This window comes from Burkholderia sp. BCC0097 (assembly GCF_902832985.1).
In the GTDB taxonomy this organism is placed as follows: Bacteria; Pseudomonadota; Gammaproteobacteria; order Burkholderiales; family Burkholderiaceae; genus Burkholderia; species Burkholderia orbicola.
The window spans coordinates 444110-465872 of record NZ_CADFDM010000004.1 but is presented as its reverse complement, the minus strand read 5'-3'; the positions used below and the strand labels follow the sequence as shown (position 1 = coordinate 465872).

The 21763-nt window shown below is 67.7% G+C and carries 21 protein-coding genes; 7 read left to right on the top strand and 14 right to left on the bottom strand.

All coding sequences use genetic code 11. From position 1 onward, the window contains the following. The first annotated feature begins 5 nt into the window (after nucleotides 1-5). Nucleotides 6-794: an ABC transporter permease gene (locus HWX07_RS15840; RefSeq protein WP_175876856.1), complete on the top strand. Its 789-nt coding sequence runs from the start codon at nucleotides 6-8 to the stop codon at nucleotides 792-794. Here HWX07_RS15840 and HWX07_RS15835 read toward each other — a convergent pair. Further along, on the bottom strand, nucleotides 785-1918 hold the full coding sequence (locus HWX07_RS15835) for a sigma 54-interacting transcriptional regulator (RefSeq protein WP_124548054.1): 1134 nt from the start codon (nucleotides 1916-1918) through the stop codon (nucleotides 785-787). The genes HWX07_RS15840 and HWX07_RS15835 overlap by 10 nt on opposite strands. A 120-nt stretch (nucleotides 1919-2038) precedes the next feature. Beyond that, the gene (locus HWX07_RS15830) at nucleotides 2039-2719 is read right to left on the bottom strand and encodes a class II aldolase/adducin family protein (RefSeq protein WP_175876855.1); all 681 of its coding nucleotides are present in this window, start codon (nucleotides 2717-2719) and stop codon (nucleotides 2039-2041) included. A gap of 376 nt (nucleotides 2720-3095) precedes the next feature. Here HWX07_RS15830 and HWX07_RS15825 point away from each other — a divergent pair, with 376 nt between their 5' ends. The 5 genes from HWX07_RS15825 (at nucleotide 3096) to HWX07_RS37175 (ending at nucleotide 8337) form a co-directional block, all read left to right on the top strand. Further along, nucleotides 3096-4379, top strand: a complete 1284-nt coding sequence (locus HWX07_RS15825; protein ID WP_175876854.1) for an alpha/beta fold hydrolase — start codon at nucleotides 3096-3098, stop codon at nucleotides 4377-4379. 142 nt (nucleotides 4380-4521) lie between these two features. Continuing rightward, entirely contained in the window at nucleotides 4522-4812 is a 291-nt protein-coding gene (locus tag HWX07_RS15820; RefSeq protein ID WP_011694564.1) for a co-chaperone GroES, read from the top strand. Between the two features lie 12 nt (nucleotides 4813-4824). Beyond that, nucleotides 4825-6465, top strand: coding sequence for a chaperonin GroEL (gene groL, locus HWX07_RS15815; protein WP_175876853.1), 1641 nt, complete (start codon nucleotides 4825-4827; stop codon nucleotides 6463-6465). 159 nt (nucleotides 6466-6624) lie between these two features. Next, nucleotides 6625-7917 carry a hypothetical protein gene (locus HWX07_RS15810; protein ID WP_175876852.1) on the top strand — a complete coding sequence of 431 codons (1293 nt, stop codon included), beginning with the start codon at nucleotides 6625-6627 and terminating at the stop codon, nucleotides 7915-7917. Nucleotides 7918-8214: 297 nt separating this feature from the next. Next, the gene (locus HWX07_RS37175; RefSeq protein ID WP_279612756.1) at nucleotides 8215-8337 is read left to right on the top strand and encodes a hypothetical protein; all 123 of its coding nucleotides are present in this window, start codon (nucleotides 8215-8217) and stop codon (nucleotides 8335-8337) included. 72 nt (nucleotides 8338-8409) lie between these two features. Here HWX07_RS37175 and HWX07_RS15800 read toward each other — a convergent pair whose 3' ends face one another. The 12 genes from HWX07_RS15800 to HWX07_RS15745 all read right to left on the bottom strand — a co-directional run bounded on the left by HWX07_RS15800 (nucleotide 8410) and on the right by HWX07_RS15745 (nucleotide 20171). Then, nucleotides 8410-10410, bottom strand: coding sequence for a family 2A encapsulin nanocompartment cargo protein cysteine desulfurase (locus HWX07_RS15800; RefSeq protein ID WP_175876851.1), 2001 nt, complete (start codon nucleotides 10408-10410; stop codon nucleotides 8410-8412). Further along, complete coding sequence (locus HWX07_RS15795; protein ID WP_006479760.1) at nucleotides 10385-11317, bottom strand: family 2A encapsulin nanocompartment shell protein; 933 nt, start codon at nucleotides 11315-11317, stop codon at nucleotides 10385-10387. Before HWX07_RS15795 ends, HWX07_RS15800 begins: the two co-directional genes overlap by 26 nt. 135 nt (nucleotides 11318-11452) lie before the next feature. After that, nucleotides 11453-11674, bottom strand: coding sequence for a helix-turn-helix transcriptional regulator (locus HWX07_RS15790; protein ID WP_006484517.1), 222 nt, complete (start codon nucleotides 11672-11674; stop codon nucleotides 11453-11455). Between the two features lie 8 nt (nucleotides 11675-11682). After that, the gene (epsC, locus tag HWX07_RS15785; RefSeq protein WP_011694557.1) at nucleotides 11683-12621 is read right to left on the bottom strand and encodes a serine O-acetyltransferase EpsC; all 939 of its coding nucleotides are present in this window, start codon (nucleotides 12619-12621) and stop codon (nucleotides 11683-11685) included. 28 nt (nucleotides 12622-12649) lie between these two features. Further along, nucleotides 12650-13120: a rhodanese-like domain-containing protein gene (locus HWX07_RS15780; RefSeq protein ID WP_175877113.1), complete on the bottom strand. Its 471-nt coding sequence runs from the start codon at nucleotides 13118-13120 to the stop codon at nucleotides 12650-12652. A gap of 449 nt (nucleotides 13121-13569) precedes the next feature. After that, nucleotides 13570-14361, bottom strand: coding sequence for an alpha/beta hydrolase (locus tag HWX07_RS15775; protein WP_175769007.1), 792 nt, complete (start codon nucleotides 14359-14361; stop codon nucleotides 13570-13572). Nucleotides 14362-14445: 84 nt separating this feature from the next. Next, nucleotides 14446-14793 carry a DUF4148 domain-containing protein gene (locus HWX07_RS15770; protein WP_175876850.1) on the bottom strand — a complete coding sequence of 116 codons (348 nt, stop codon included), beginning with the start codon at nucleotides 14791-14793 and terminating at the stop codon, nucleotides 14446-14448. A 283-nt stretch (nucleotides 14794-15076) separates the two neighbouring features. After that, nucleotides 15077-15619 carry a cytochrome P460 family protein gene (locus tag HWX07_RS15765; protein WP_175876849.1) on the bottom strand — a complete coding sequence of 181 codons (543 nt, stop codon included), beginning with the start codon at nucleotides 15617-15619 and terminating at the stop codon, nucleotides 15077-15079. Beyond that, nucleotides 15619-16662 carry an alpha/beta hydrolase gene (locus tag HWX07_RS15760; protein ID WP_175876848.1) on the bottom strand — a complete coding sequence of 348 codons (1044 nt, stop codon included), beginning with the start codon at nucleotides 16660-16662 and terminating at the stop codon, nucleotides 15619-15621. Before HWX07_RS15760 ends, HWX07_RS15765 begins: the two co-directional genes overlap by 1 nt. Before the next feature lie 257 nt (nucleotides 16663-16919). After that, complete coding sequence (locus HWX07_RS15755; RefSeq protein WP_175876847.1) at nucleotides 16920-18299, bottom strand: tripartite tricarboxylate transporter permease; 1380 nt, start codon at nucleotides 18297-18299, stop codon at nucleotides 16920-16922. After that, nucleotides 18299-18796, bottom strand: a complete 498-nt coding sequence (locus HWX07_RS15750; RefSeq protein WP_175876846.1) for a hypothetical protein — start codon at nucleotides 18794-18796, stop codon at nucleotides 18299-18301. The genes HWX07_RS15755 and HWX07_RS15750 overlap by 1 nt, the downstream gene beginning before the upstream one ends. A gap of 88 nt (nucleotides 18797-18884) precedes the next feature. Further along, a complete protein-coding gene (locus HWX07_RS15745; protein ID WP_175876845.1) occupies nucleotides 18885-20171 on the bottom strand; it encodes a hydroxymethylglutaryl-CoA reductase, degradative in 1287 nt (428 codons plus the stop codon). 163 nt (nucleotides 20172-20334) lie between these two features. Here HWX07_RS15745 and HWX07_RS15740 point away from each other — a divergent pair, with 163 nt between their 5' ends. Then, nucleotides 20335-21720 (top strand): PLP-dependent aminotransferase family protein, encoded by a 1386-nt coding sequence (locus tag HWX07_RS15740; protein WP_175876844.1) that lies wholly within the window; start codon nucleotides 20335-20337, stop codon nucleotides 21718-21720. Nucleotides 21721-21763: the final 43 nt, after the last annotated feature.

Here is a 21763-nt window from a genome sequence, read left to right as displayed (position 1 = left end):
TCGGCATGACCTTCGTTACCCGTGTTGCCTCGCTCGCCCCGCTGCGCCGCCGCGCGCGCGGCCTCGTCGTACCGGCGCTGTTGCTGGCCGCCTGGCAAACCGCCTCGTCCGGCGACGCGGCCCATCAATATGCGTTCGTGCCGCTGCAGCAGGTCGGCGCCGCGCTCGTCGAACTTGCGCGCAGCGGCGAACTCGCGACCGATCTCGGCGCGAGCCTGCGCCGCACGACGCTCGGGCTCGGCTTCGGCGTCGCGTTCGGGCTCGTGTTCGGTGCGGCGATGGCGCGCTCGACGCTCGCACGCAAGCTCGGCGAACCGGCGTTCCAGGCGCTGCGCTACGTACCGCTGCTCGGCCTGATTCCGCTGCTGAGCCTGTGGGTCGGCACCGGCGAATTCGCGAAGGTGTTCATCATCGCGCTGGCCGCGTTCTACCCGATGACCACCGCCAGCTTCGACGGGTTGCGCCGCGTTGATCCGCGCTACGTCGAACTCGCGCAGTCGTATCGCCTGACCCGCATCGGCCTGTGGCGCGACGTGCTGATCCCCGGCGCGTTGCCCGACCTGTTCGCGGGCGTGCTGCAGGCCGTGCCGTTCGCGTGGATCACCGCGACCAGCAGCGAGCTGCTGTTCAATACGGGCGCCGGCGTCGGCAGCCTGATGCAGAACGCGCAGGCCGGCGCGCGCGCCGACGTGCTGCTGGTGTGCGTGCTCGGCGTGACGGCGCTGGCCGTCGGCATGAGTGCGTTATGCGAGCGGATCGCCCAGCGCGCGCTGCGCTGGCGCGATCACGCCTGACGGCGCAGCCGCGCGCCGGTGTCGGCGTCGCCGCCGTCGCCCGCGTCGCGCGGCTTCAGGATGCCGAGCTGCGCGAGCCGCGCACGCACGATGTTGCGCGACTGATCGAGCAGGCGCGACATCCGCAGCTGGTTGTGCTCGCTGTAGTCGAACACACTGCGGTACACGGTGTCCTCGATGTGCTGCCACAGCGCCGGCGTGCCGAGATCCAGCAGTTCGATCACCGCGTGGCGCAGCGCGTCGGTCGCTTCGGCCACGTCGCGCGCGCGGCGCGGCGGCGCGGCGGCCGTGCCTGGTGCGTCGGCCGGGTCGGGCGCAAGTGACAGCGCGGAGAATTGCAGGTCGCCGACGTCGATCGCGCCGCCTGCGCAGATCAGCACCGCGTGGTGAATCACGTTCTCCAGTTCGCGGATGTTGCCGGGCCATGCATGCGCATGCAGCCGCGCGCGCGCGGCGTCGGTCAACGTCGGCGCGGCCACGCGCAGCCGCTTCGCGTAGGTGTCGATGAAGTGTTCGATCAGCGGCGCGATATCACCGGGCCGCTCGCGCAGCGGCAACAGGCTCAGCTTCACGACGTTGAGCCGGTAGTACAGATCCTCGCGGAAATTACCCGCGCGCACCGCGGCTTCGAGATTCACGTTGGTCGCCGCGACGAGCCGCACGTCGATCTTCACGGTCTTGCGCGAGCCGACCGGCGTCACCTCGCGCTCCTGCAGCACACGCAGCAGCTTGACCTGCGCGGACAGCGGCAGGTCACCCACTTCATCGAGAAACAGCGTGCCGCGATTCGCGGATTCGAACCAGCCGGGCTGGCTGTTGATCGCGCCGGTGAACGCGCCGCGCTCGTGGCCGAACAGCTCGCTTTCGATCAGCGTTTCCGAAAAAGCCCCGCAGTTGACCGCGACGAACGGCCCGTCGTGGCGCTCGCTCAGCGAATGCACGAGGCGCGCGATCAGCTCCTTGCCGGTGCCGCTCTCGCCGGTGACGAGCACCGTCGCATCGCTCGGTGCGACGAGCTGGATGCGTTCGAGCAGCACCCGCGATTTGGGATCGTCGAACGTCAGTGCCTTCGCGCGAATCGTGATCGCGTGCGAAGTCGGGTCCGGCAAGCTGAAGATGGCCATGGCACGACCGGCGTGTTGAACGGGGAAGGTTCGACGATAGCAAGGCGCACGCCGGCCACGAACCAATTCATCGAGCTATCGGTATGACGGCGGCCGGATTGCGCCGGCCGCCGCGCCGCATCATGCGAGGCCGCTCATCTTCCATTGCTGTTCGAGCGCGCCCGGCCCGAATTCGAGCGAGCCGCCGAGCGGTTCCGCGAGCGCCTGGAAGTACGCGGCTTCCTCGAGGATCAGGATGTACTTCGACACGTCGAGGATCGACTTGCCCCAGAACGTCGCGCCGCCGTTCGCCTCGATGATCGCCGGCACGTCGGGATCGCGCCGGATCGTGTCGACGATGAAGCGCGGCTCGCCGGGGCGGCGATCGACGTAGACGGGGATTTCGCGTGCCCGCGTGTAGCGCGCGGCCGGCGCGTAACGGATCGGCAGCGGACGATGCGCGCTCGCCCATGCGCCGAGATACGGGCCGTGGACATGAATCACCACGTCGACTTCCGGCACCTCGCGGAATACGCCCGCGTAGCGCGGGCCGTTGCCGCCCGCGCGCGCATCGCCGTGCAGCACGTCGCCGTCGAGCGTCACGACGACCGGCTGGATCTCCCGCGACGCGGCCCACGGGCTCGGCGCCGACAGCGCGACGACGAGCTCCGTGCCCGGCACGCGCTGAAACGCCTGGAACGTGTTGGTGGCGCTGAGCGTGCGCGTTTCCTTCAGCACGCGCTCGGCCTGCGCGAATTCGCGCGTGGCGCGCTCGACGAATGCCACGAGTTCGCCGCTGTCGATGGCTTGGGTGACGGACATGAGGAAGGTTCCTTGATCGGTTGAACGGATGGGCTCGCGTCGCAACGCAGCGACGCATGGCCGACGAATCAGCAGCAATCGTGCCAGCGCGGCGATGGGCATCTCGAGGGCCGGCTGACGCGGCGCAGGCATGCGACGCCCGACTTGCGGCGTGCAGCCTGCGCCTACGCATCTGTTGCGCAAGCAACACCGTGCCGGCCGGGATTGCTGCATGACACGCAGTCAGTGCGTGTGGACGATGCGCGCGGCATCGATCCATCGCTCCGCCATACCGCGCGTTGCGTACGCAACGACCCCGCTGGTTCGAAACTTGCATCGCACTCGGCCCGCGCCGGCCTTATCCGGCGTATCCGCTCTCACCGACCTTCATCCAGCCATGACGCTTCTTTCCCTGCGCGGCATCGCCGCGCGCACGCTGCTCGTATCGGCACTCGCCGTGTCTTCCGTCGTTTCGCTCGCGGCGTCGCCGGGCCGTGTCCCCGCCCCGGACCCGCTACAAGGCGACGGCCGCGTATCCGCGTTCTACACGTGGGACCGCGACGTTCCGGCCACGCCCGGCGCGCTGCTGCGCACCGAAGCGCTGCCCGCGACGCTCGGGCTCGCGAGTGCCGCGCGGCAATTGCGCATCCTGTACGCGTCGACCGACGGCGTCGGCGGCCGCACGCCGATCGCGGTGTCGGGCGCGCTGTTCCTGCCGCGCGGCACGCCGCCGGCCGGCGGCTGGCCGATCGTCGCGTGGGCGCACGGCACGTTCGGGATGGCCGACATCTGCGCGCCGTCATGGTTCGGCCGCTCGTATCGCGACGTGCGTTACCTGAACGCGTGGCTTCAGCAAGGGTTCGCGGTGGTCGCCACCGACTATCAGGGGCTCGGCACGCCCGGCCCGAATCCACAGCTCAACAACCGCTCGAACAGCTACACGCTGCTCGACAGCGTGCGCGCGGTGCTCGCCGGCGTGCCGGGCCTCGCGAACGAGGTCGTGCTGGTCGGCCAGTCGCAAGGCGGCACGGCCGTGATCGCGGCGGCCGGCTATGCGCCGGCCTATGCGCCCGAACTGGCGATCCGCGCGACCGTCGCGACCGGCACGATCTACAACGCGTCGCGCGCCACCCTCGCATCGCTGCCGAAGTTCGAGACGGCCTACCGGCGCGATCCCGAACACGTCGATCCGACGCTCGCGTATCAGTTCTACTCGGTGCTGTCCGCGCAGCAGATCGACCCGTCGCTGCGCGCCGACGAGGTGCTGACCGATACCGCACTGCCGATCCTCGAACAGTCGCGCATCAGTTGCCTCGCATCGCTCGAGGACGATGCGGCGCTCGCGCACCTCACGCACGCGAACACCGTGAAGCCGGGTGGCGATGCGCGGCTGAAGGCATGGTGGGACGACTACCTGAAGTACCCGACGCTGAAGATCGCGACGCCCGTTTTCATCGGCGCGGGCGCGGACGACGGGCTCGCGCCGCTCGAACTCGCGCTCGCCAGGGACGCCTGTGCGGCGGGCACGACGGTCGAAGCGCATCTGTATGCGGGCCGCGAGCACAACGGCACCGTGAACGCGTCGCTCGCCGATTCGATTCCGTTCGTGAAGCGCGTGCTGGCCGGCGAGACGATCCGCCCGGTCTGTTCGCCGGTCGCGCAGCCCGCCGTGTCGCAATAGCCGGCTTACGGCGCTTTGCACGACGGCGCGAATGCTTGTGCAAATCCGTTATTGGATCGCGCCGCCGCGCATTTTTATACTCGTCAGCACTCTCTGTTAAAGAGTGCCAGCCAATTTCGACAGAACAGGACAGGACGAAAAAATGAGCCTACGCCCCTTGCACGATCGCGTGATCGTGAAGCGACTCGATCAGGAAACCACCACCGCGTCGGGCATCGTGATCCCCGACAGCGCCGCCGAAAAGCCCGACCAGGGCGAAGTAATTGCCGTCGGCCCCGGCCGCAAGGACACGGATGGTCAGCGCATCGTGCCCGACCTGCAGGTCGGCGAACGCGTGCTGTTCGGCAAGTACGCGGGGCAAGCCGTCAAGGTGGACGGTAACGAGTTTCTCGTGCTGCGCGAAGAGGACATCGTCGCGGTCGTCAATCAATAACGGAGCGCAATCATGGCAGCCAAGGAAATTCTTTTCAGCGACATCGCACGGTCGAAGCTGACCGAAGGCGTGAACATCCTCGCGAACGCGGTGAAGGTCACGCTCGGCCCGAAAGGCCGCAACGTCGTGCTCGAACGCAGTTTCGGCGCCCCCGTCGTCACGAAGGACGGCGTGTCGGTCGCGAAGGAAATCGAACTCGCCGACAAGCTGCAGAACATCGGCGCGCAACTCGTGAAGGAAGTCGCGTCACGCACCAGCGACGCGGCCGGCGACGGCACGACCACGGCCACCGTGCTCGCGCAGGCAATCGTCCGTGAAGGCCAGAAGTACGTGGCGGCCGGGCTCAATCCGCTCGACCTGAAGCGCGGCATCGACAAGGCCGTCACGTCGGCCGTCGAGGAATTGAAGAAGATCAGCAAGCCGACCACCACGAGCAAGGAAATCGCGCAGGTCGCGACGATCTCCGCGAACGGCGAGGAGTCGATCGGCCAGCGCATCGCGGAAGCGATCGACCGCGTCGGCAAGGAAGGCGTGATCACCGTCGAAGACGGCAAGTCGCTCGCCGACGAGCTCGATGTCGTCGAAGGGCTGCAATTCGATCGCGGCTACCTGTCGCCGTATTTCATCAACAATCCGGACAAGCAGATCGCCGAGATCGAAAGCCCGTACATCCTGCTGCACGACAAGAAGATCTCGAACATCCGCGATTTGCTGCCGGTGCTCGAACAGGTCGCCAAGTCGGGCCGGCCGCTGCTGATCATCGCGGAAGACGTCGAAGGCGAAGCGCTCGCGACGCTCGTCGTGAACAACATCCGCGGCATCCTGAAGACGGTCGCGGTCAAGGCACCGGGCTTCGGCGATCGCCGCAAGGCGTTGCTCGAGGACATCGCGATCCTCACCGGCGGGCAGGTGATCGCAGAGGAAACGGGCCTGACGCTCGAGAAGGCCACGCTGGCCGAACTGGGCCAGGCGAAGCGCATCGAGGTCGGCAAGGAAAACACCACGGTGATCGACGGCGCGGGCGATGCGAAGAACATCGAAGCGCGCGTGAAGCAGATCCGCGTGCAGATCGAAGAAGCCACCTCCGACTACGACCGCGAGAAGCTGCAGGAACGCGTCGCGAAGCTCGCGGGCGGCGTGGCGGTGATCAAGGTCGGCGGCGCGACCGAAATCGAGGTGAAGGAGAAGAAGGACCGCGTCGACGACGCGCTGCACGCCACGCGCGCGGCCGTCGAGGAAGGCATCGTGCCAGGCGGCGGCGTCGCGCTGATCCGCGTGCGGCAGGCGATCCGCGAACTGAAGGGCGCGAACGCCGATCAGGACGCGGGCATCAAGATCGTGCTGCGCGCGCTCGAGGAACCGCTGCGCCAGATCGTCACGAATGCGGGCGAGGAAGCGAGCGTCGTCGTCGCGAAGGTCGCGGAAGGCACGGGCAACTTCGGCTACAACGCGCAGACGGGCGAGTACGGCGATCTCGTCGAATCGGGTGTGCTCGATCCGACCAAGGTCACGCGCACCGCGCTGCAGAACGCGGCGTCGGTGCCCGGGCTGCTGCTGACGACCGATGCGACCGTGTACGAAGCGCCGAAGGATGCGGCGCCGGCCGCCGCACCGGGCGGCCCGGGTGCGGGCGGGCCGGGATTCGATTTCTGACGACGCAGCGTGCGCGCCGGTTCGCCGGCGCGCGCGGCCTGGCAGGATCCTGCAACGCGTGGCGATGGAAGTCGTCACGCGTTTTTCTTTGGATCGGCCGTTTGCGGAACCGCTATCGTGCTCGGGTAAGATGAATTCCCCTCTCACCATTCAGCTCCCATGCCGACCGCACAGACCATTCTTGACGACTACGAACGCCTCGGCCGGACCGGCGGCGATCCGATGTCGCAGATGCTGGCGCTGCGGCGCGAAGAGCCGACCGCGCTCGCCGATCTGGTGATCGCGTCGTTCGATCGCGCGTTGCCGCATGCGACGTTCATCGACGCAGCACTCGATCTGATGGACGGCACCTCGTTCGAGAAAGTTGCCGCCGACGCATGGCGACGGGTGCTCGAAGGCGCGTGGAACGCGCGGCTCGCGAACGTGCTGTCGAGCGTGGCGCTGCGCTCGCCGCAGGTGTTTGCCGGTCATTGGGATGCACTGCTCGACGTGGTCGTCGCCCGGCGCTCACCGAGCGTATATCTCGCCGAACACGCGTGGCGGGCGCTCGATCCCGCGACGATCGATGCGTGGCGCCGACGGCTTGCGGAAACCCCTGGGCTTGACGATGCAGCACGCGCACGCGCTGTCGCGCTGCTTCATTCTCGACAACCGGCAGCCGTGCTCGACGCAGTGGGCCGGCTGTTCCCCGACGATCCGGAGCAAGCCGCAAACTGGCTCATGTCCGCGGGCTACACGCTGGAGCATGGCACGTTGCGCGCATTGCACGGCGATTCGCCGCTGCATGTCGACTTCGGACGCACGCTGCGCGCACCGGCGCTTCGCGAGATGCCGAAGTGGAAACGCGAGATTCAGACGCATCATGCGACCTGGCACGCAGGCGAATCGCCTCGGTCGACCGCACACTTCGGCGGCACGACATCGCATCGATGCGGCCTGTGTCATCAGCCGTTGCACCGGCTGCTGACGCTGCCGCAACCCGCCGACACCGGCATCGACAGCACGACGCCGGTGTCGTTCGACACCTGCCTGTCGTGTCTCGGCTGGGAAAGCGACGGCCCGCTGTTCTACCGGCACGACGACTCGGGCCACGCGATCGCTCACCCGTCGCAGCAGCACGATGCCCCGATCGAACCCGACTACCCGGCCGCCGCCTTCGTCGAATCCGACGTCGCACTCTTTGCCGCCCCTGCACGGTGGACCTGGCAGGACTGGGGCGAGTCGAACGACCGGCAGAACCTGAGCCGCGTCGGCGGCCCGCCGTCGTGGGTACAGTCCGCGTGGTATCCCGCTTGCCCCGACTGCGGCCGCACGATGCACTTCGCGATGCAGCTCGATTCGCAGCTTCCACAGGTCGACGGCGGTGAATGGCTGTGGGGCAGCGGCGGCGCGAATTACACGTTCTGGTGCTCATGCTGCCGCACCAGCGCGCATCTATGGCAGTGCACGTAACGCGCGATTCACACGCCTCTACGACCTTTTTACTTGCGAGCGCGCATCCGTTCACTAGAATGGGTTCGTCATCCATCAGAGAGCACGCGCCATGCGCATCCGAAGTCCTCGTGCTCCGAGTCGCTTTTCTGCCTGACGGGCCGGACGACTGCGTGTCCCTCCCGAGCCACCGTCCTGCCGCCAGGCGGACGGTGCGCGCCGTAGTCCTTCCCGTGCACGCTTGAACACGATGTCAATGCGGTCGTCATGCATCGCCATGCGTGCGTTCAAGCACATGCATCGGAGGAAGGATCGGGCGTGGTGTTCTGCCGGCGCGGCAACACCGATCTGCTGTCGGAAACTCGTCGCTACTTCGCCGATTCGGCGTGCGTGCTGCGCGACGGGTTCAATGTCGAGCAGAAGCCGGTCATGCGCTTCTGATCGCGTAATCAAAACGCTTGCGGCGGCCCGCAAAGGCCGCCGCAAGCGGACAGCGTCAGCACAACGACAACGTCAGCGCCGCGCCGCCAGTCTCCTGACGACACGCACCAGCGCATCGACTTCGTCGCACGTGTTGTAGAACGCGAGCGACGGCCGTACCGTGGCTTCGAGCCCGAAGCGCCGCAGGATCGGTTGCGCGCAGTGATGCCCCGAGCGCACCGCGATGCCCTCTTCGTTCAGCGCCTGCCCGACTTCCTCGGTCTCATAGCCCTTCAGCACGAACGACAGCACGCTCGCCTTGTCGCGCGCGGTACCGACGAGCCGCACGCCGGGCACGGGCGCGAGCACGCTCGTCGCATACGCAAGCAGATCGTGCTCGTAGCGAGCGATGTTCTCGATGCCGACACGGTTCACGTAGTCGAGCGCCGCGCCGAGCCCCACCGCATCCGCGATGTTGCCGGTGCCGGCTTCGAAACGGTTCGGCGGCGGCTGGAACACCGTGCGCTCGAACGTCACGTCCGCGATCATGTTGCCGCCACCCTGCCACGGCGGCATGTCGTCGAGGATCGCGCGCTTGCCGTACACCACGCCGATCCCGGTCGGCCCGTAGATCTTGTGCCCGGAGAACACGAAGAAATCCGCATCGAGCGCCTGCACGTCGACACGCATGTGCGAGATCGACTGCGCACCGTCGACCAGCGCCTTCGCGCCAGCGCGATGCGCAAGCTCGACGATCTCCTTCACCGGCACGACCGTGCCGAGCGCGTTCGACACCTGCGTGACCGACACGATCTTCGTGCGATCGTTGAGCAACTTCCGGTATTCGTCGAGCAGCACCTGCCCCGAATCGTCGACCGGAATCACGCGCAGCTTCGCGCCCTTGAGCGCGGCAAGCTGCTGCCACGGCACGATGTTCGCGTGATGCTCGAGATGCGACACGACGATCTCGTCGCCTTCACCGACGTTCTGCACACCCCACGACTTCGCGATCAGGTTGATCGCCTCGGTCGTGCCGCGCACGAACACGATCTCGTCGGGCGACGATGCGCCGATGAAGCGCTGCACCGTTTCCCGCGCATGCTCGTACGCATCCGTCGCGCGGCCGGCCAGTGCGTGCGCGGCGCGGTGGATGTTCGAGTTTTCGTGGGCGTAGAAGTAAGCGAGGCGGTCGATCACGGCCTGCGGCTTGTGCGTCGTCGCCGCGTTGTCGAACCAGACGAGCTGCTTGCCGTTCACGCGCTCCTGCAGGATCGGGAAATCGCGGCGGATCGCGTTCACGTCGAACGGCGGATGAGCGCCACGATACAGCTGGCCTTGCGGCTCGGCTGCGTGCGCGTCGTCGATGAAGTAACGCGGCACGTCGGCGCCCGATGCACGCGACACCGGCACGTCGCGATGCACGGCGAGCAGCGCGCGCAGCGCATCGTCGCCCGGCAGCCCGAACGCTTCCGGCGACGCGAGGCCGTTCGACGGCACGACGATGTCCTGTGGCGTCCCCTGCCAGCCTTGCAGCGAACCGTCGGTGAAGTAGTACGGCGAGGCCTTCGCCGCGCCTTCCGATACCGGCGCATTCACCTGCGGCACGCCGAGGGCCGCGCCGCCGACACGCGGTTCGAGCGCGGGCGCGATCGACACGGCGTTGTCGGGCAGCCCGTTCTGCGCGGCCGCATGCGGCGCGAGCGCGGGTGCGCGGTTGCCGAGCGACAGCACGTGCGTCGGCGCGGACGGCGCGAGGTTCGCGCCCGGTACCTTGCCTTGCGGCAGCGCGAGCCCCGGCACGCCGGTGCCCGCCCCGCCCGGGCCTGCGAGCGGCGAACCGCCCGGCACCGGGTTGCTCACCGACGCGAGAATCGGCGCCGCCGCGGGCAAGGCCGACGGCACGCCGCCGACCGCGCCGCTGCCCGCCGACAACCCGGGCGCGGTGGCCTGCCCGGGCGGCGTCGCGAAGAACTCGGACGCGAGCCGCGCGAGCGTCGCCGGGTCGGGCAAGCCGGCCGGCAGCGGCGCATGCGGCAACGCGTGCGCGTCGCCGCCGGCCAGGCCGGGATTAACGGTAGGTGTCGGGATAGTCATGGAACTTGGCGATTTCGACGTCATCGAGGACAGCCAGCGCATCCGGCGAATGGACCGCGAGCGAGCAATACAGCGAGATCAGGTACGACGCGATCGCCTGGTTGTTGATCCCCATGAAGCGCACCGACAGGCCCGGCCCCTGCTCGCCCGCGACGCCCGGCTGATACAGGCCGACGACGCCCTGACGCTTGTCGCCGACGCGCAGCAGCAGGATCTTGGTCTTGCCGTCCGCGACCGGCACCTTGTCCGACGGAATCAGCGGAATGCCGCGCCACGTCAGGAACTGCGAGCCGAACAGGCTGACCGTCGGCGGCGGCACGCCGCGCCGCGTGCATTCGCGGCCGAATGCGGCGATCGCGAGCGGGTGCGTGAGGAAGAATGCCGGCTCCTTCCACACCTTCGTCAGCAGCTCGTCGAGATCGTCCGGCGTCGGCGCGCCCGTCAGCGGGAAGATCCGCTGTTCGTCGGTCACGTTCGCGAGCAGCCCGTAGTCGGGGTTGTTGATCAACTGGCTTTCCTGCAGCTCCTTGATCGTCTCGATCGTCAGGCGCAGCTGTTCCTTGATCTGGTCATGAGGACTGCTGTAAAGATCGGAGATCCGCGTATGCACGTCGAGCACCGTGCTCACCGCGTTCAGGAAGTACTCGCGCGGCTGTTCCTCGTACGGCACGAACGTCTGCGGCAGCACGCTTTCGTCCTCGAGCTGCGTGCACGCGGCACGCACGGCTTCCGGGTTCTTGACCTGGTTCAGGCGATAGATGCCGGCCTCGACCGGCACCCATTGCAGCAGATGGGTCAGCCAGCGCGGCGTGATCGTGGAAAGCTGGGGGACGGTCTTGGTAGCGTTCGCTAGTTGGCGGGCGGCGTGATCGCTCAGCGCAGCCGTGCCGCTTGCAACGGTCGACATGTGTGGCTCCGGGTTCTTAAGATGAAAAACGGGATTGCTTATGACGCTGGGTGATTATCGGAAGCACGCCCCTGCCGGCTCAACATGCTATAGCCGTCAGGTCGCGCACCCGAAAGGGGAATCGATGCGGGCGGCTCAGGTGACGTACGCGCCCGGCAGCAGCGTCGAGATCGACACGTCGAACGCGCGCGCGATCTTGTCGGCCGTGACGATCGACGCGATCGCCTCGCCGCGCTCGATCTCGCCGACATACGAGCGGTTCAGCCCCGCATGCTCGGCCAGTTGCTCCTGCGACCACGTGCGCGCTTCGCGCAGCTTGCGCACGGTGGCGCCGAAGTGATGGATGAGGTCGCTCATCGCGCCTCCTAGGCGACGCGCGCCGCCGTGCGCGGCGCGGCGTTCGCTTCGCTGCGCAGCACGGCCTGCGTGACGTTTTCGCCGGCCGGCACGTCCTGCGTGAGCCACACGTTGCCGCCGATCACCGCGCCGCGCCCGATCGTCACGCGGCCGAGGATCGTTGCGCCCGCATAGATCACCACGTCGTCCTCGACGATCGGATGGCGCGCGAGCCCTTTCTCCAGATGGCCGGCCGCATCGCGCGGAAAGCGCTTCGCGCCGAGCGTGACGGCCTGGTACACGCGCACGCGCTCGCCGATGATCGCCGTTTCGCCGATCACGACGCCCGTGCCGTGGTCGATGAAGAAGCCCGCGCCGATGCGCGCGCCCGGATGAATGTCGATGCCCGTTTCCGCATGCGCCTGCTCGGCGATGATCCGCGCGAGCAGCGGCAGGCCGAGCCCGTACAGTTCGTGCGCGAGCCGGTGATGAATCATCGCCAGGATGCCGGGATAGCACAGCAGCACTTCGTCGACGCTGCCGGCCGCCGGATCGCCGTGAAACGCCGCGAGCACGTCGCTGTCGAGCAGCCGGCGAATCTCCGGCAAGCGCGCGGCGAACGCCTGCACGGCCTTCGACGCGACTTCGTCGAGGTTGTCGGCCGGCCCGTCGGCATTGCGGTGACGCGCCGCGTAGCGCAATTCGAGCGTCACCTGCGTGAGCAACGCATTCAGCGCCGCGTCGAGCGCGTGGGCCACGTGGAAGTTCTCGCTTTCCTGCCGCAGGTCGGGCGGCCCGAGCCGCATCGGGAACAGCACGCCTTTCAGTGCGCCGACGATCTGCGCGAGCGCTTCGCGCGCCGGCAGATCGCGCCCGCCGGGTTCGAGCGAACGCCGCTGCTTTTCGCGCCATGCGCGACGCACCGTTTGCAGCGATTGAACGATGTCGTCGATATCGAATGCGGCCATGCTGCTTTCTCCCCGTAACGGCCGTGAATCAATCCTGCGCCCAAGGCAGGCCGCGGAAGCGCCAGCCGTTTTGGCCGCCGCGATGCTGCCGCTCGTCGAGGTCGCCCTCGAAGCCTTCGAGCACATTGAAAACCTGCTTGAAACCGCCCTTCGCCGCGGCCTCGGCCGCCTGCGCCGAGCGGTTGCCGCTGCGGCACAACAGCAACACGACCACGTCCTTGCCGGTCTTCGCTTCCAGTTCGCGCACGAAGCGCGGGTTGCGCGTCAGGCTCGTGCCGGTCGCCCACGGCACGTGCAGCGACTCCGGCACGTAGCCGACGAATTTCCGTTCCTCGGCCGTGCGCACGTCCACCAGCACGGCGTCGCCCGCCGAAAACAACGCCCACGCGGTTTCCGGCGCAACGCCGCCCGCGTAGGGCTTGCCGGCCGCCAAGGCTGCCGCGCGCGCGTCTTCGAGCGCCTGCTGCGCAGCGGTTCGTTCTTCCAGTTCAACCGTCATGACACTTCCTTGTTTTCTCAGATTCGTATGAACAAAGACACCGGGAATGCGGCTGTTGCAGCTTGCGTGCTGTCTATAGCCGTCAACGCCACTATGCGAGCGCGGTCGGGGAAGCAGAACCAATAAAAATTCATTTCCTAATCAGCGCCGCGGGGAATGCAATAGCAGACGCGCGCTATTGGTGCGCGGTCGATGGCGGGATGGAAAGGGAGGACAAGCGCCGTTCGATGGCGTGTATCGAAGGGATTTGGAAGGAAGGATGAGGCGATCGACTTGGTCCGCGGGGTGTCGTCACGGAATCCGAAATGGAACGGATCACGTCAGGCACCGACGAAGCCGCCCGAGCCTCGCCGATGCATGGTTGTTCAGTACATCACACCACCGTGTTCGACCACCGCCACCGGCACACCGCGCGCCTCGATATCACGGCAGCGCGGCGCCGCATTCGCTCACTGCGTATCCTGCTTCGCGCGCTCGGCGGCGGCGATGATCGCGTCGGCCACGGCCTTCGGTTGGCTCAGCATCGCGACGTGGCTGGCGTGCACGCGCGTGACCGTCGCGCCGATCCGCTTCGCCATCGCTTCCTGCAGCGCCGGATCGATCATCCGGTCCTGCGTCGCGACCACGAACGTCGACGGCTTCGCATGCCACGCGGCCTGCGTGACCTTCTCCGAGATGCACCCGCCGTACCACGGCCCCTGGGTCGCGGCAACGAGACGCTGCTGCGCGGGCGGCAGATCCGGCGCGAAATCCTGCGCGATCGCCTTGTCCGACAGCCGCGCGAAACCGCCCGCGTCCTTGCGCAGCTCACCGGCCCATGACGGCGCCGGCAGCCCCTGCGTGACGTCCGCGATCGACTGGCCATTGTCGGGCGCGAATGCCGCGACGTATACGAGCGACTTCACCTTGTCGTCGTTGCCCGCATCGCTGATCACGACGCCGGCCCATGAATGGCCGACCAGCACGACCGGTCCCTTCTGTTCGTCGATCGTGCGCTTCGTCGCGGCTGCATCGTCGGCGAGCGAGCTCAGCGGATTCTGCACCGACACCACGTGCAGGCCGCGCGCCTCGAGCAGCGGAATCACGCGGTTCCAGCTCGACCCGTCGGCGAACGCGCCATGCACGAGCACGACGTTGGTGCCCTTCAGGTCTTCCTTCGGCGCGGCCTGCGCCGCGACCGCACCGAACAGTCCGCCGATCATCGCGGCGGATACCAGAGCGCGTTTCATCAAACCGGCCATCGTCATGCTCCTTTCTTTATCGTGTCGTTGAAGTGAAGTGCTGTCTGAGCGATCGCGCCTGCATGCGGCAGGCGCGACGCGAGATCACGAATGCGCGTACAGGTCGTCGGCGGCGTTGCGTGCGGCACGCGACGGCGCGGCATCGCGATGGCCGGCCGGCGTCGACGCATCGGCCACGTTGTCGCCTTGCGACTTCGCCGGGCCGTTCTGGTCGGAACGCGCGACCTGCTCGGCAGCCGCGACGGCATGCTCTGCGGCGGCGATGTCGTCCGGGTAATGCGCTTCGCTGCCGGCCGGGTTGTAGCCGGCCTGCTCGAGACGGACGAGGTCGGCGCGCACTTCGGCACGCGTGAGACCGTGGCCGGTATCGGCGAACGACAATGCGGGGGCGACGGCGAGAACGGCAACGGCGAGGATTCGAGCGGCTTTCATGAGATTTCTCCTTGAACGAAGTTGGGTGGTCGATCACTTGGCATCCGGTGCGAACGTCTGGCACCGAACGTTTGCTGCATGTCGACAGTAGAACCCGCGCACGTATCCGGCATGTTTCCGAAACCGGGCTTTCTGCATGCCAGTTTTTCAGGAACGGCCGCAGATACAGAGCGATACAAACCCGTTTGCCGAGGGGATTCGTTTCGCCTCGCGCTACGCACCACGAAAAAAGGCGTGCCTCGCGGGGCACGCCTTTCCTTCGCCTTCACACCGCCGTGTCACGTCACGGCGCAAGCCGCGTGAACACGTAGTCGTGATTCTTTACCCGCGCCTGATGGCACGCAAAGCACGTCTGATGCTGGCCTATATCGGCCGGCACGCCGTTGACGAAGCGCCCGAATCCCCAGCCGCCCGTCTCTGCGTAACGGCGTGAATCCTTCACCATCACCTGCACGGTCGTCGCCTGGCCAGGCACCGTCGCGGGCGCGAACTCGTCGGACTGCTTGCGCTTATATGCGAGCTTCACGAGAATCGTGCCGTCCGGAAACGGCAGCGTCGCCTGCTCGAGCGCGCGGATCGCGACCGGGTTGCCGAGCACCACGCGCAGCTCGTCGAGCGGGGCGGCCTCTTCGGCCGGCGCGACCATTTCCCACTTCCGGTAGCCGGGCGGAATCGTCACGCCGTAGATCGGCGACGCGGCCGCGGCCGGCTTCGGCTGTTGCGCGAACGCGGCCGGCCCGCTCGCCGACCACGCGCCGGCCAGCAGCACACCCGCGACGAGCGCACGACGCACACCGCGCCGCCCGAGCCCTACACGGGCCCGCATCACAGATGCTCCACTTGCAGGACCGCATCGGCGAATGCCTGCGGCGCTTCCTGCGGCAGGTTGTGACCGATGCCGCCGGTGATCGTCCGGTGCTGGTACTTGCCGGTGAACTTCTTCGCGTACGCGGCCGGCTCGGGATGCGGCGCGCCGTTCGCGTCGCCTTCCATCGTGATCGTCGGCACGGTGATCGCAGGCCCCGCTGCGAGACGCCGCTCGATGTCGTCGTATTGCGCTTCGCCCTTCGCGAGCCCGAGACGCCAGCGATAGTTGTGGATCACGACGGCCACGTGATCGGGATTCCGGAACGATGCGGCCGAGCGCGCATAGGTTTCGTCGGAGAACTGCCACTTCGGCGACGCGAGCTGCCAGATCAGCTTGTTGAACGCCTCGCGGTTCTGCGTATAGCCGAGTTCACCGCGCTCGGTCGTGAAGTAGAACTGATACCACCACTGGAATTCGGCCTGCGGCGGCAACGGCTTGGCATTCGCCGCCTGGCTGCCGATCAGGTAGCCGCTCACCGACACCAGCGCCTTCACACGCTGCGGCCACAGCGCCGCGATGACGTCGGCCGTGCGCGCGCCCCAGTCGTAGCCGCCGAACACCGCGCGGTCGATCTTCAGCGCGTCCATCAGCGCGACGATGTCGACGGCCGTCACCGCCTGCTGGCCGTTGCGTACCGTGTCGGCCGAGCGGAACGTCGTCGAGCCGTAGCCGCGCAGGTACGGCACGATCACGCGATAGCCGGCCGCGACGAGCAGCGGCGCGACGTCCGCGTAGCTGTAGATGTCGTACGGCCAGCCATGCAGCAGGAACACGACGGGGCCGTTCTTCGGGCCGAGATCCGCATACCCGACGTTGAGCACGCCCGCGTCGATCTGGTGGATCGTGCCCAGCGACGCGACGCTGGCCGGGCGCTTCGCCGCGGATGCATCGGGCGCCGACTGCGCCTGCGCGAGTGCGCTGAAGCCGAGGTCGGCCAGGCTCAGGCTCGCCAGCGTCGAGCCCAGGATCAGGCGGCGGCGGGTGTTCACGGTATCGGGCATGACTCGTTCTCCATTGTCGATCGCTAAGGAAAGGGCCCGCGGCACGCGCGGGCAATCGGTTCTCGCCATTCGGGGCGGCGGCGCATGGCACCGCGCCGCCGTGTGAATCGCTTCACCGGTTTTATATCCGAACCGTCCGGACGCTTTGTATCTCAACGTATCCGTGTGCGAACACGACACACAGCGATTCAAAAATGGCGGGAAAAACGACGCTTCGGCACGGCCGCGCGGCACTCGCGGCCCCGTGCGCCGGCGAGTCAGAACAGCCCGGCGATCGCGGGCACGCTGAGCACCGCGACGTAATAGCCCATGAACTGCACGCCGGTGTTGAACGCGAACAAGCGCGACAGCATCCCGCCGAACAGGCCGATCGTCACGATCACGGCGAGCCCAAGCAGTTGCCCTTCCCACACGCCGATCACGACGATCAACCCCGCGAAGGTCGCGATGATCGCTTCGTGGCTCAGCTTGCGCGCGACGAACGATGCCGCGCGGTGCGCGTGGTGCATCGCGAGCGGATACGCGATCAGCGCGGCCAGCACGATCGACAGCAGCCCGTAGCCGAGGAACTCGGGCCAGCTCATCAGCGTATGCAGGTTGTGGATTTGCCCGCTCACCGCGTCGACCGTGAAGCGCGGCGGCGCATTGAACAGCGGCGCGGCCGGCCCGGCCGCCACCGGGCTCAGCGGCAGCCCGAACGCGATCAGCGGAATCAGCGCTTCGGCGATATAGGTGGCCTCGGTCACGCCATTGCGTGCGGCGATCACGGTCGTCAGGCGCTGGTACGCATGACGCACGCGCGCGCCGACGATCTCGCCCATCAGCACCGTCATCGCGACCGGGCTGAACACGAACGTCGCGCTCGACACGGCCGCCGTGCCGACCGTCCACGCGACCTGCTCGCGGTCGAGCACCTTCAGCGGATTGGGGAAATAGCCGCGCCAGCTTTTCACGTCGGGTGCGAGCACGAACGTCGACGGCCCGTCGCGGCGCATGCGCCGCCGCTCGGCCGGCGACAGGATCGAGAACAGGTCGGCCACCAGCGGGCCGATCGCGATCCCGAGGAAGTAGCTGACGCTCAGCTTCACGCCGTAATGACCCGTGAGCGCCTGCAGCCCGACCACCAGCATCACGAACGGCACCAGCAGCAGCACCGACGCCCAGCGCCCCGCCGAGCAGTACGCGATGCCGACGGCCGCCACGAGGAACACCCACGGCGCGGCCTTCGCGATCGCCGCGCCGAACGGCGCGAGCAACGACGCGAACAGCACCGCGAGCGGCAGCGCGACGAACGCGGCGACGATCGCACCGGAGATCATCTTGCGCAGCGCGATATGCGGCACGCCGAGCGCGCGCAGCAGCGTCGCCTGTTGCAGCAGCGGCGCGGCCATCGTGTCGCCGGGAATGCCGAGCAGCGCGGTCGGGATCGCATGCGTGATGTGCTTGGCCACCGCGCCCGCGAGAAAAAACGTGAACACGCCGGCCGGCGGCACGCCGAGCAGCGCGACGAGCAACGTGAGCGGCGCGATCGTCGTCGTTTCGTCGGTGCCGGAGATCAGCCCGATGCCGGAGAACACGATCGCGCCGAGCAGCCCCATCGCGAACGCGGCCGGCAAAGCCTGCAGCAGTGCGTCCATCAGCGGCCTCCCGCGCGTGCGCGCCCGGTCGACGCGTCGTACGACGCGAACAGGTCGAGCAGCCCGAGTTCCTCCATCTCGGCGCGCGCGCTGGCCGACAGATCGCTCGTCGCGCCGAGCCCGCCCGATGCTTCGGCAAGTTGCCGCAAGGCGTCGTCGCGCTCGGCGCTGCCCGCCGCATGTTCGATCACCGTGCGCTTCGGCTTGAACAGCACCGCGCAGATCGTGCCCGCCAGCAGGCAGCCGCCGAGGCCGATCAGCATCGCATAAGCGCGTGCGATCGGTGCGTCGTGCACGAACGATGCGAGCGCGATGCGGCCGATCTCGAACGCGCCGAGACTGATCGCGATGCCGAGCAGCACCGACCACGCGAGATGCCTCGTCGCCACCGTGTCGCCCCATACCTCGACGAGCGTCGTGGCCGCCGCCTCGGCGCCGGCCAACGGCCGGGTGCGATGCGGCGCGGGTGCGACGGCGCTTGAACCGGTCTGTTCCATGTGTCTCCTCCTGGTTTGATATGTCGCCGGCCATGCCGGCGCGGCGCGGACTGCACGCCGCATCGATCACGCGGCGCGCAGCCGCGCGTCAGCCGCCGCTGCGGCCCGCGAGCAGCTCGACGGCGAAATCGGTACGCACGTCCTTCGCCGCGACCATCTGCTGCGCGATCCGGTCGATGTCGGCGCCGATCGCGCCGGCCGCGACGGCGATGTTGCGCGCATGCAGCGCCATGTGGCCGCGCTGGATCCCTTCGGTCGCGAGCGCGCGCAGCGCACCGAGATTCTGCGCAAGCCCGACCGCGACCGCAATTTCGCCGAGTTCCTGCGCCGACGTCACGTTCATGATCTTCAATGCGAGGCGCGCGAGCGGATGCGTCTTCGTCGCGCCGCCGACGAGCCCGACCGGCATCGGCATCTCGATCGTGCCGACGAGGTCGCCGTTGGCGGCCTTCTCCCACGTCGTCAGCGACGTATAGCGGCCGCTGCGGCTCGCGTACGCATGCGCGCCGGCCTCGACCGCGCGCCAGTCGTTGCCGGTCGCGACCACCACCGGGTCGATGCCGTTCATGATGCCCTTGTTGTGGGTCGCCGCGCGGTACGGATCGGTCGCCGCGAACACGTATGCGTCGATCACGCGGTCGATCACCGCTTCGCCGGCGTAATCGTCGGTCGCGAGCGTCGCGGCCGAGTAGCGTACCTCTGCGCGCGCCAACCGCAGGTCGGCGAGGTTGGACAGTATTCGTAACCGTACCTGGCCGCCGGTAATCGCCTCGATGCGCGTCGCGACGGTTTCGGCCATCGTGTTGACCGTGTTCGCGCCCATCGCGTCGCGCACGTCGACGATCAGGTGCGCGACGATCATCGCGCCGCGCGGCGTGTCGGGGAACACATGAACCTCGATGTCGCGGCAGCCGCCGCCGAGCCCGACCAGCACCTTGTCGCGACTGTTCGCGAGGGCGATCAGTTCGCCCGCATGACGCAGGATCGCCAGCCGCGCGCCGTACGGATCGTCGACGCCGATCACCTGAACCTGCGCACGCATCAGCGGGCCGCTGCTCGACGTGCGGAAGCCGCCCGCCGCGCGGGAAAGCTTCGCCATATACGATGCGGCCGCCACGATCGACGGCTCCTCGACGGCCATCGGCACGATCACGTCCCGATCGTTGATCCGGAAGTAGCCGGCCACCGCCATCGGCAGCTCGAACGTGCCGATCACGTTCTCGATCATCCCGTTCGCGGTATCGAGCGGCAGCGCGCCCGGTTGGGCGAGCAGCGCGTGCTCGGCATCGTCGAGCCCGACGATGCGGGACAGGTGGGACAGGCGTTGCTCGGGCGTCAGCGAGCGGAAGTTCGGCAAGGCGGAATCGATCGGCATGATGGGTGGACTGTTGCGGGGTGGCGGTATTGCCCGTCGGTGCTTGCGGCGGGCGGCGGACAGCCGAATAATAGTCACGCTGTACCCATTGAAAAGGTACAGACGGCGCAGACAGTCACTCAACCGTACCCATGACAGTGGGGCGGCCCGACGGAAGATTCCGATGAAACAGCGTGCAAAAGCCAGCCTGTCTGGCGCGATGGCGGACAATCTCGCCAGACAGATCGAGGAAGGGATGTTACCGGCCGGCGCGAAACTACCGTCGATCAGGGAATACGCTGAGGCATCCGGCTGCTCGAAGAACACCGTGATCAGCGCGTTCGAGATGCTCGCGGCCGACGGCCTGATCGAACCGCGCCGCGGCTCGGGCTTCTTCGTCACACGACGCGCGGCGGCCGCGCCCGACCTCGACGAGCCGAGCTCGCTCGACCGCGCGATGGACATCGTGTGGCTGATGCGCGAGCAACTGCACGTGAAGCCCGACGTGCTCAATCTCGGCGAAGGCTTCCCGCCGATCGAGTGGCTCGAGGAAACGCGGCTGAACCAGTACCAGCAGCGCATCATGCGCACGAGCGCCGCGTCGCTGTTCCGCTACGGCAGCCGCTTCGGCTACCTGCCGCTGCGCCAGTCGCTGCAGCAGAAGCTCGCCGGCTACGAGATCGAGGCGCCGCCCGCGCAGATCGTGCTCACGCACGGCGCGAACCAGGCGATGGACCTCGTGCTGCGCTATTTCGTGCGCCCCGGCGACACCGTGCTCGTCGACGATCCTGGCTACTACCCGCTGTTCGGCAAGTTGAAACTGAGCGGCGCGAACATCGTCGGCGTGCCGCGCGAGATCGACGGCCCCGACGTCACGAAGCTGGCCGAGCATATCGCCGCGTACCGGCCGAAGCTGTTCTTCACGCAATCGGTCGGCCACAACCCGACCGCGACCGATACGAGCGCGGCCAAGGCACACCGCATCCTGCAACTCGCCGACGCGCACGACCTGATCATCGTCGAGGACGATGCGCTGGCCGACCTGCGACCACGCTCGCTCACGCGCATCGCGACGCTCGACCAGTTGCGCCGCACCATCTATATCGGCAGTTTTTCGAAATCGGTATCGGCCGCGCTGCGCGTCGGGTTCCTCGCGTGCAATGCGGCGCTTGCCAGCGATCTCGCCGACGTGAAGATGTTGACGCACGTCAGCAGCTCGGAATACTGCGAACGCACGCTCGATGCGATCGTCAGCGATGGCCATTTTCTCAGGCATACGAATCATCTTCAGGAGAAGCTGCGGCGCGCGACCGGCACCGCGCTCGATGCGCTCGGCCGTCTCGGCGCGGAAGTCTATCGGCCGTGCGAGCAGAACCTGTATCTGTGGGCCGCGCTGCCCGGCTGGCCCGATTCGATGCAGCTCGCGCAGGCGCTGCTGGAGCGCGGCGTGATCCTCGCGCCCGGGGCGGTGTTCTCGCCGCAGGCCGATCGTCCGTCGAAGTATTGCCGCTTCAACGTCGCGTATCTCGCGGACAAGCGGTTTGCGCAGGCGTTGCAGGCGGTGACCTGAAAACGAACACGAGCCGCGCGACAGGCCAGCCCGCATTCGTCGC

Bases quoted from the DNA above. Each gene is read 5' to 3' on its own strand.
- HWX07_RS15755 (WP_175876847.1), bottom strand. From the start codon at position 18,299: ATGGACGCACTGCTGCAGGCTTTGCCGGCCGCGTTCGCGATGGGGCTG.
- HWX07_RS15760 (WP_175876848.1), bottom strand. From the start codon at position 16,662: ATGCCCGATACCGTGAACACCCGCCGCCGCCTGATCCTGGGCTCGACG.
- HWX07_RS15800 (WP_175876851.1), bottom strand. From the start codon at position 10,410: ATGACTATCCCGACACCTACCGTTAATCCCGGCCTGGCCGGCGGCGAC.
- HWX07_RS15835 (WP_124548054.1), bottom strand. From the start codon at position 1,918: ATGGCCATCTTCAGCTTGCCGGACCCGACTTCGCACGCGATCACGATT.
- HWX07_RS15820 (WP_011694564.1), top strand. From the start codon at position 4,522: ATGAGCCTACGCCCCTTGCACGATCGCGTGATCGTGAAGCGACTCGAT.
- HWX07_RS15795 (WP_006479760.1), bottom strand. From the start codon at position 11,317: ATGTCGACCGTTGCAAGCGGCACGGCTGCGCTGAGCGATCACGCCGCC.
- HWX07_RS15750 (WP_175876846.1), bottom strand. From the start codon at position 18,796: ATGGAACAGACCGGTTCAAGCGCCGTCGCACCCGCGCCGCATCGCACC.
- HWX07_RS15780 (WP_175877113.1), bottom strand. From the start codon at position 13,120: ATGACGGTTGAACTGGAAGAACGAACCGCTGCGCAGCAGGCGCTCGAA.
- HWX07_RS15745 (WP_175876845.1), bottom strand. From the start codon at position 20,171: ATGCCGATCGATTCCGCCTTGCCGAACTTCCGCTCGCTGACGCCCGAG.
- HWX07_RS15775 (WP_175769007.1), bottom strand. From the start codon at position 14,361: ATGGCCGGTTTGATGAAACGCGCTCTGGTATCCGCCGCGATGATCGGC.
- HWX07_RS15770 (WP_175876850.1), bottom strand. From the start codon at position 14,793: ATGAAAGCCGCTCGAATCCTCGCCGTTGCCGTTCTCGCCGTCGCCCCC.
- HWX07_RS15840 (WP_175876856.1), top strand. From the start codon at position 6: ATGACCTTCGTTACCCGTGTTGCCTCGCTCGCCCCGCTGCGCCGCCGC.
- HWX07_RS15810 (WP_175876852.1), top strand. From the start codon at position 6,625: ATGCCGACCGCACAGACCATTCTTGACGACTACGAACGCCTCGGCCGG.
- epsC (WP_011694557.1), bottom strand. From the start codon at position 12,621: ATGGCCGCATTCGATATCGACGACATCGTTCAATCGCTGCAAACGGTG.
- HWX07_RS15740 (WP_175876844.1), top strand. From the start codon at position 20,335: ATGAAACAGCGTGCAAAAGCCAGCCTGTCTGGCGCGATGGCGGACAAT.
- groL (WP_175876853.1), top strand. From the start codon at position 4,825: ATGGCAGCCAAGGAAATTCTTTTCAGCGACATCGCACGGTCGAAGCTG.
- HWX07_RS15825 (WP_175876854.1), top strand. From the start codon at position 3,096: ATGACGCTTCTTTCCCTGCGCGGCATCGCCGCGCGCACGCTGCTCGTA.
- HWX07_RS15765 (WP_175876849.1), bottom strand. From the start codon at position 15,619: ATGCGGGCCCGTGTAGGGCTCGGGCGGCGCGGTGTGCGTCGTGCGCTC.
- HWX07_RS15830 (WP_175876855.1), bottom strand. From the start codon at position 2,719: ATGTCCGTCACCCAAGCCATCGACAGCGGCGAACTCGTGGCATTCGTC.
- HWX07_RS15790 (WP_006484517.1), bottom strand. From the start codon at position 11,674: ATGAGCGACCTCATCCATCACTTCGGCGCCACCGTGCGCAAGCTGCGC.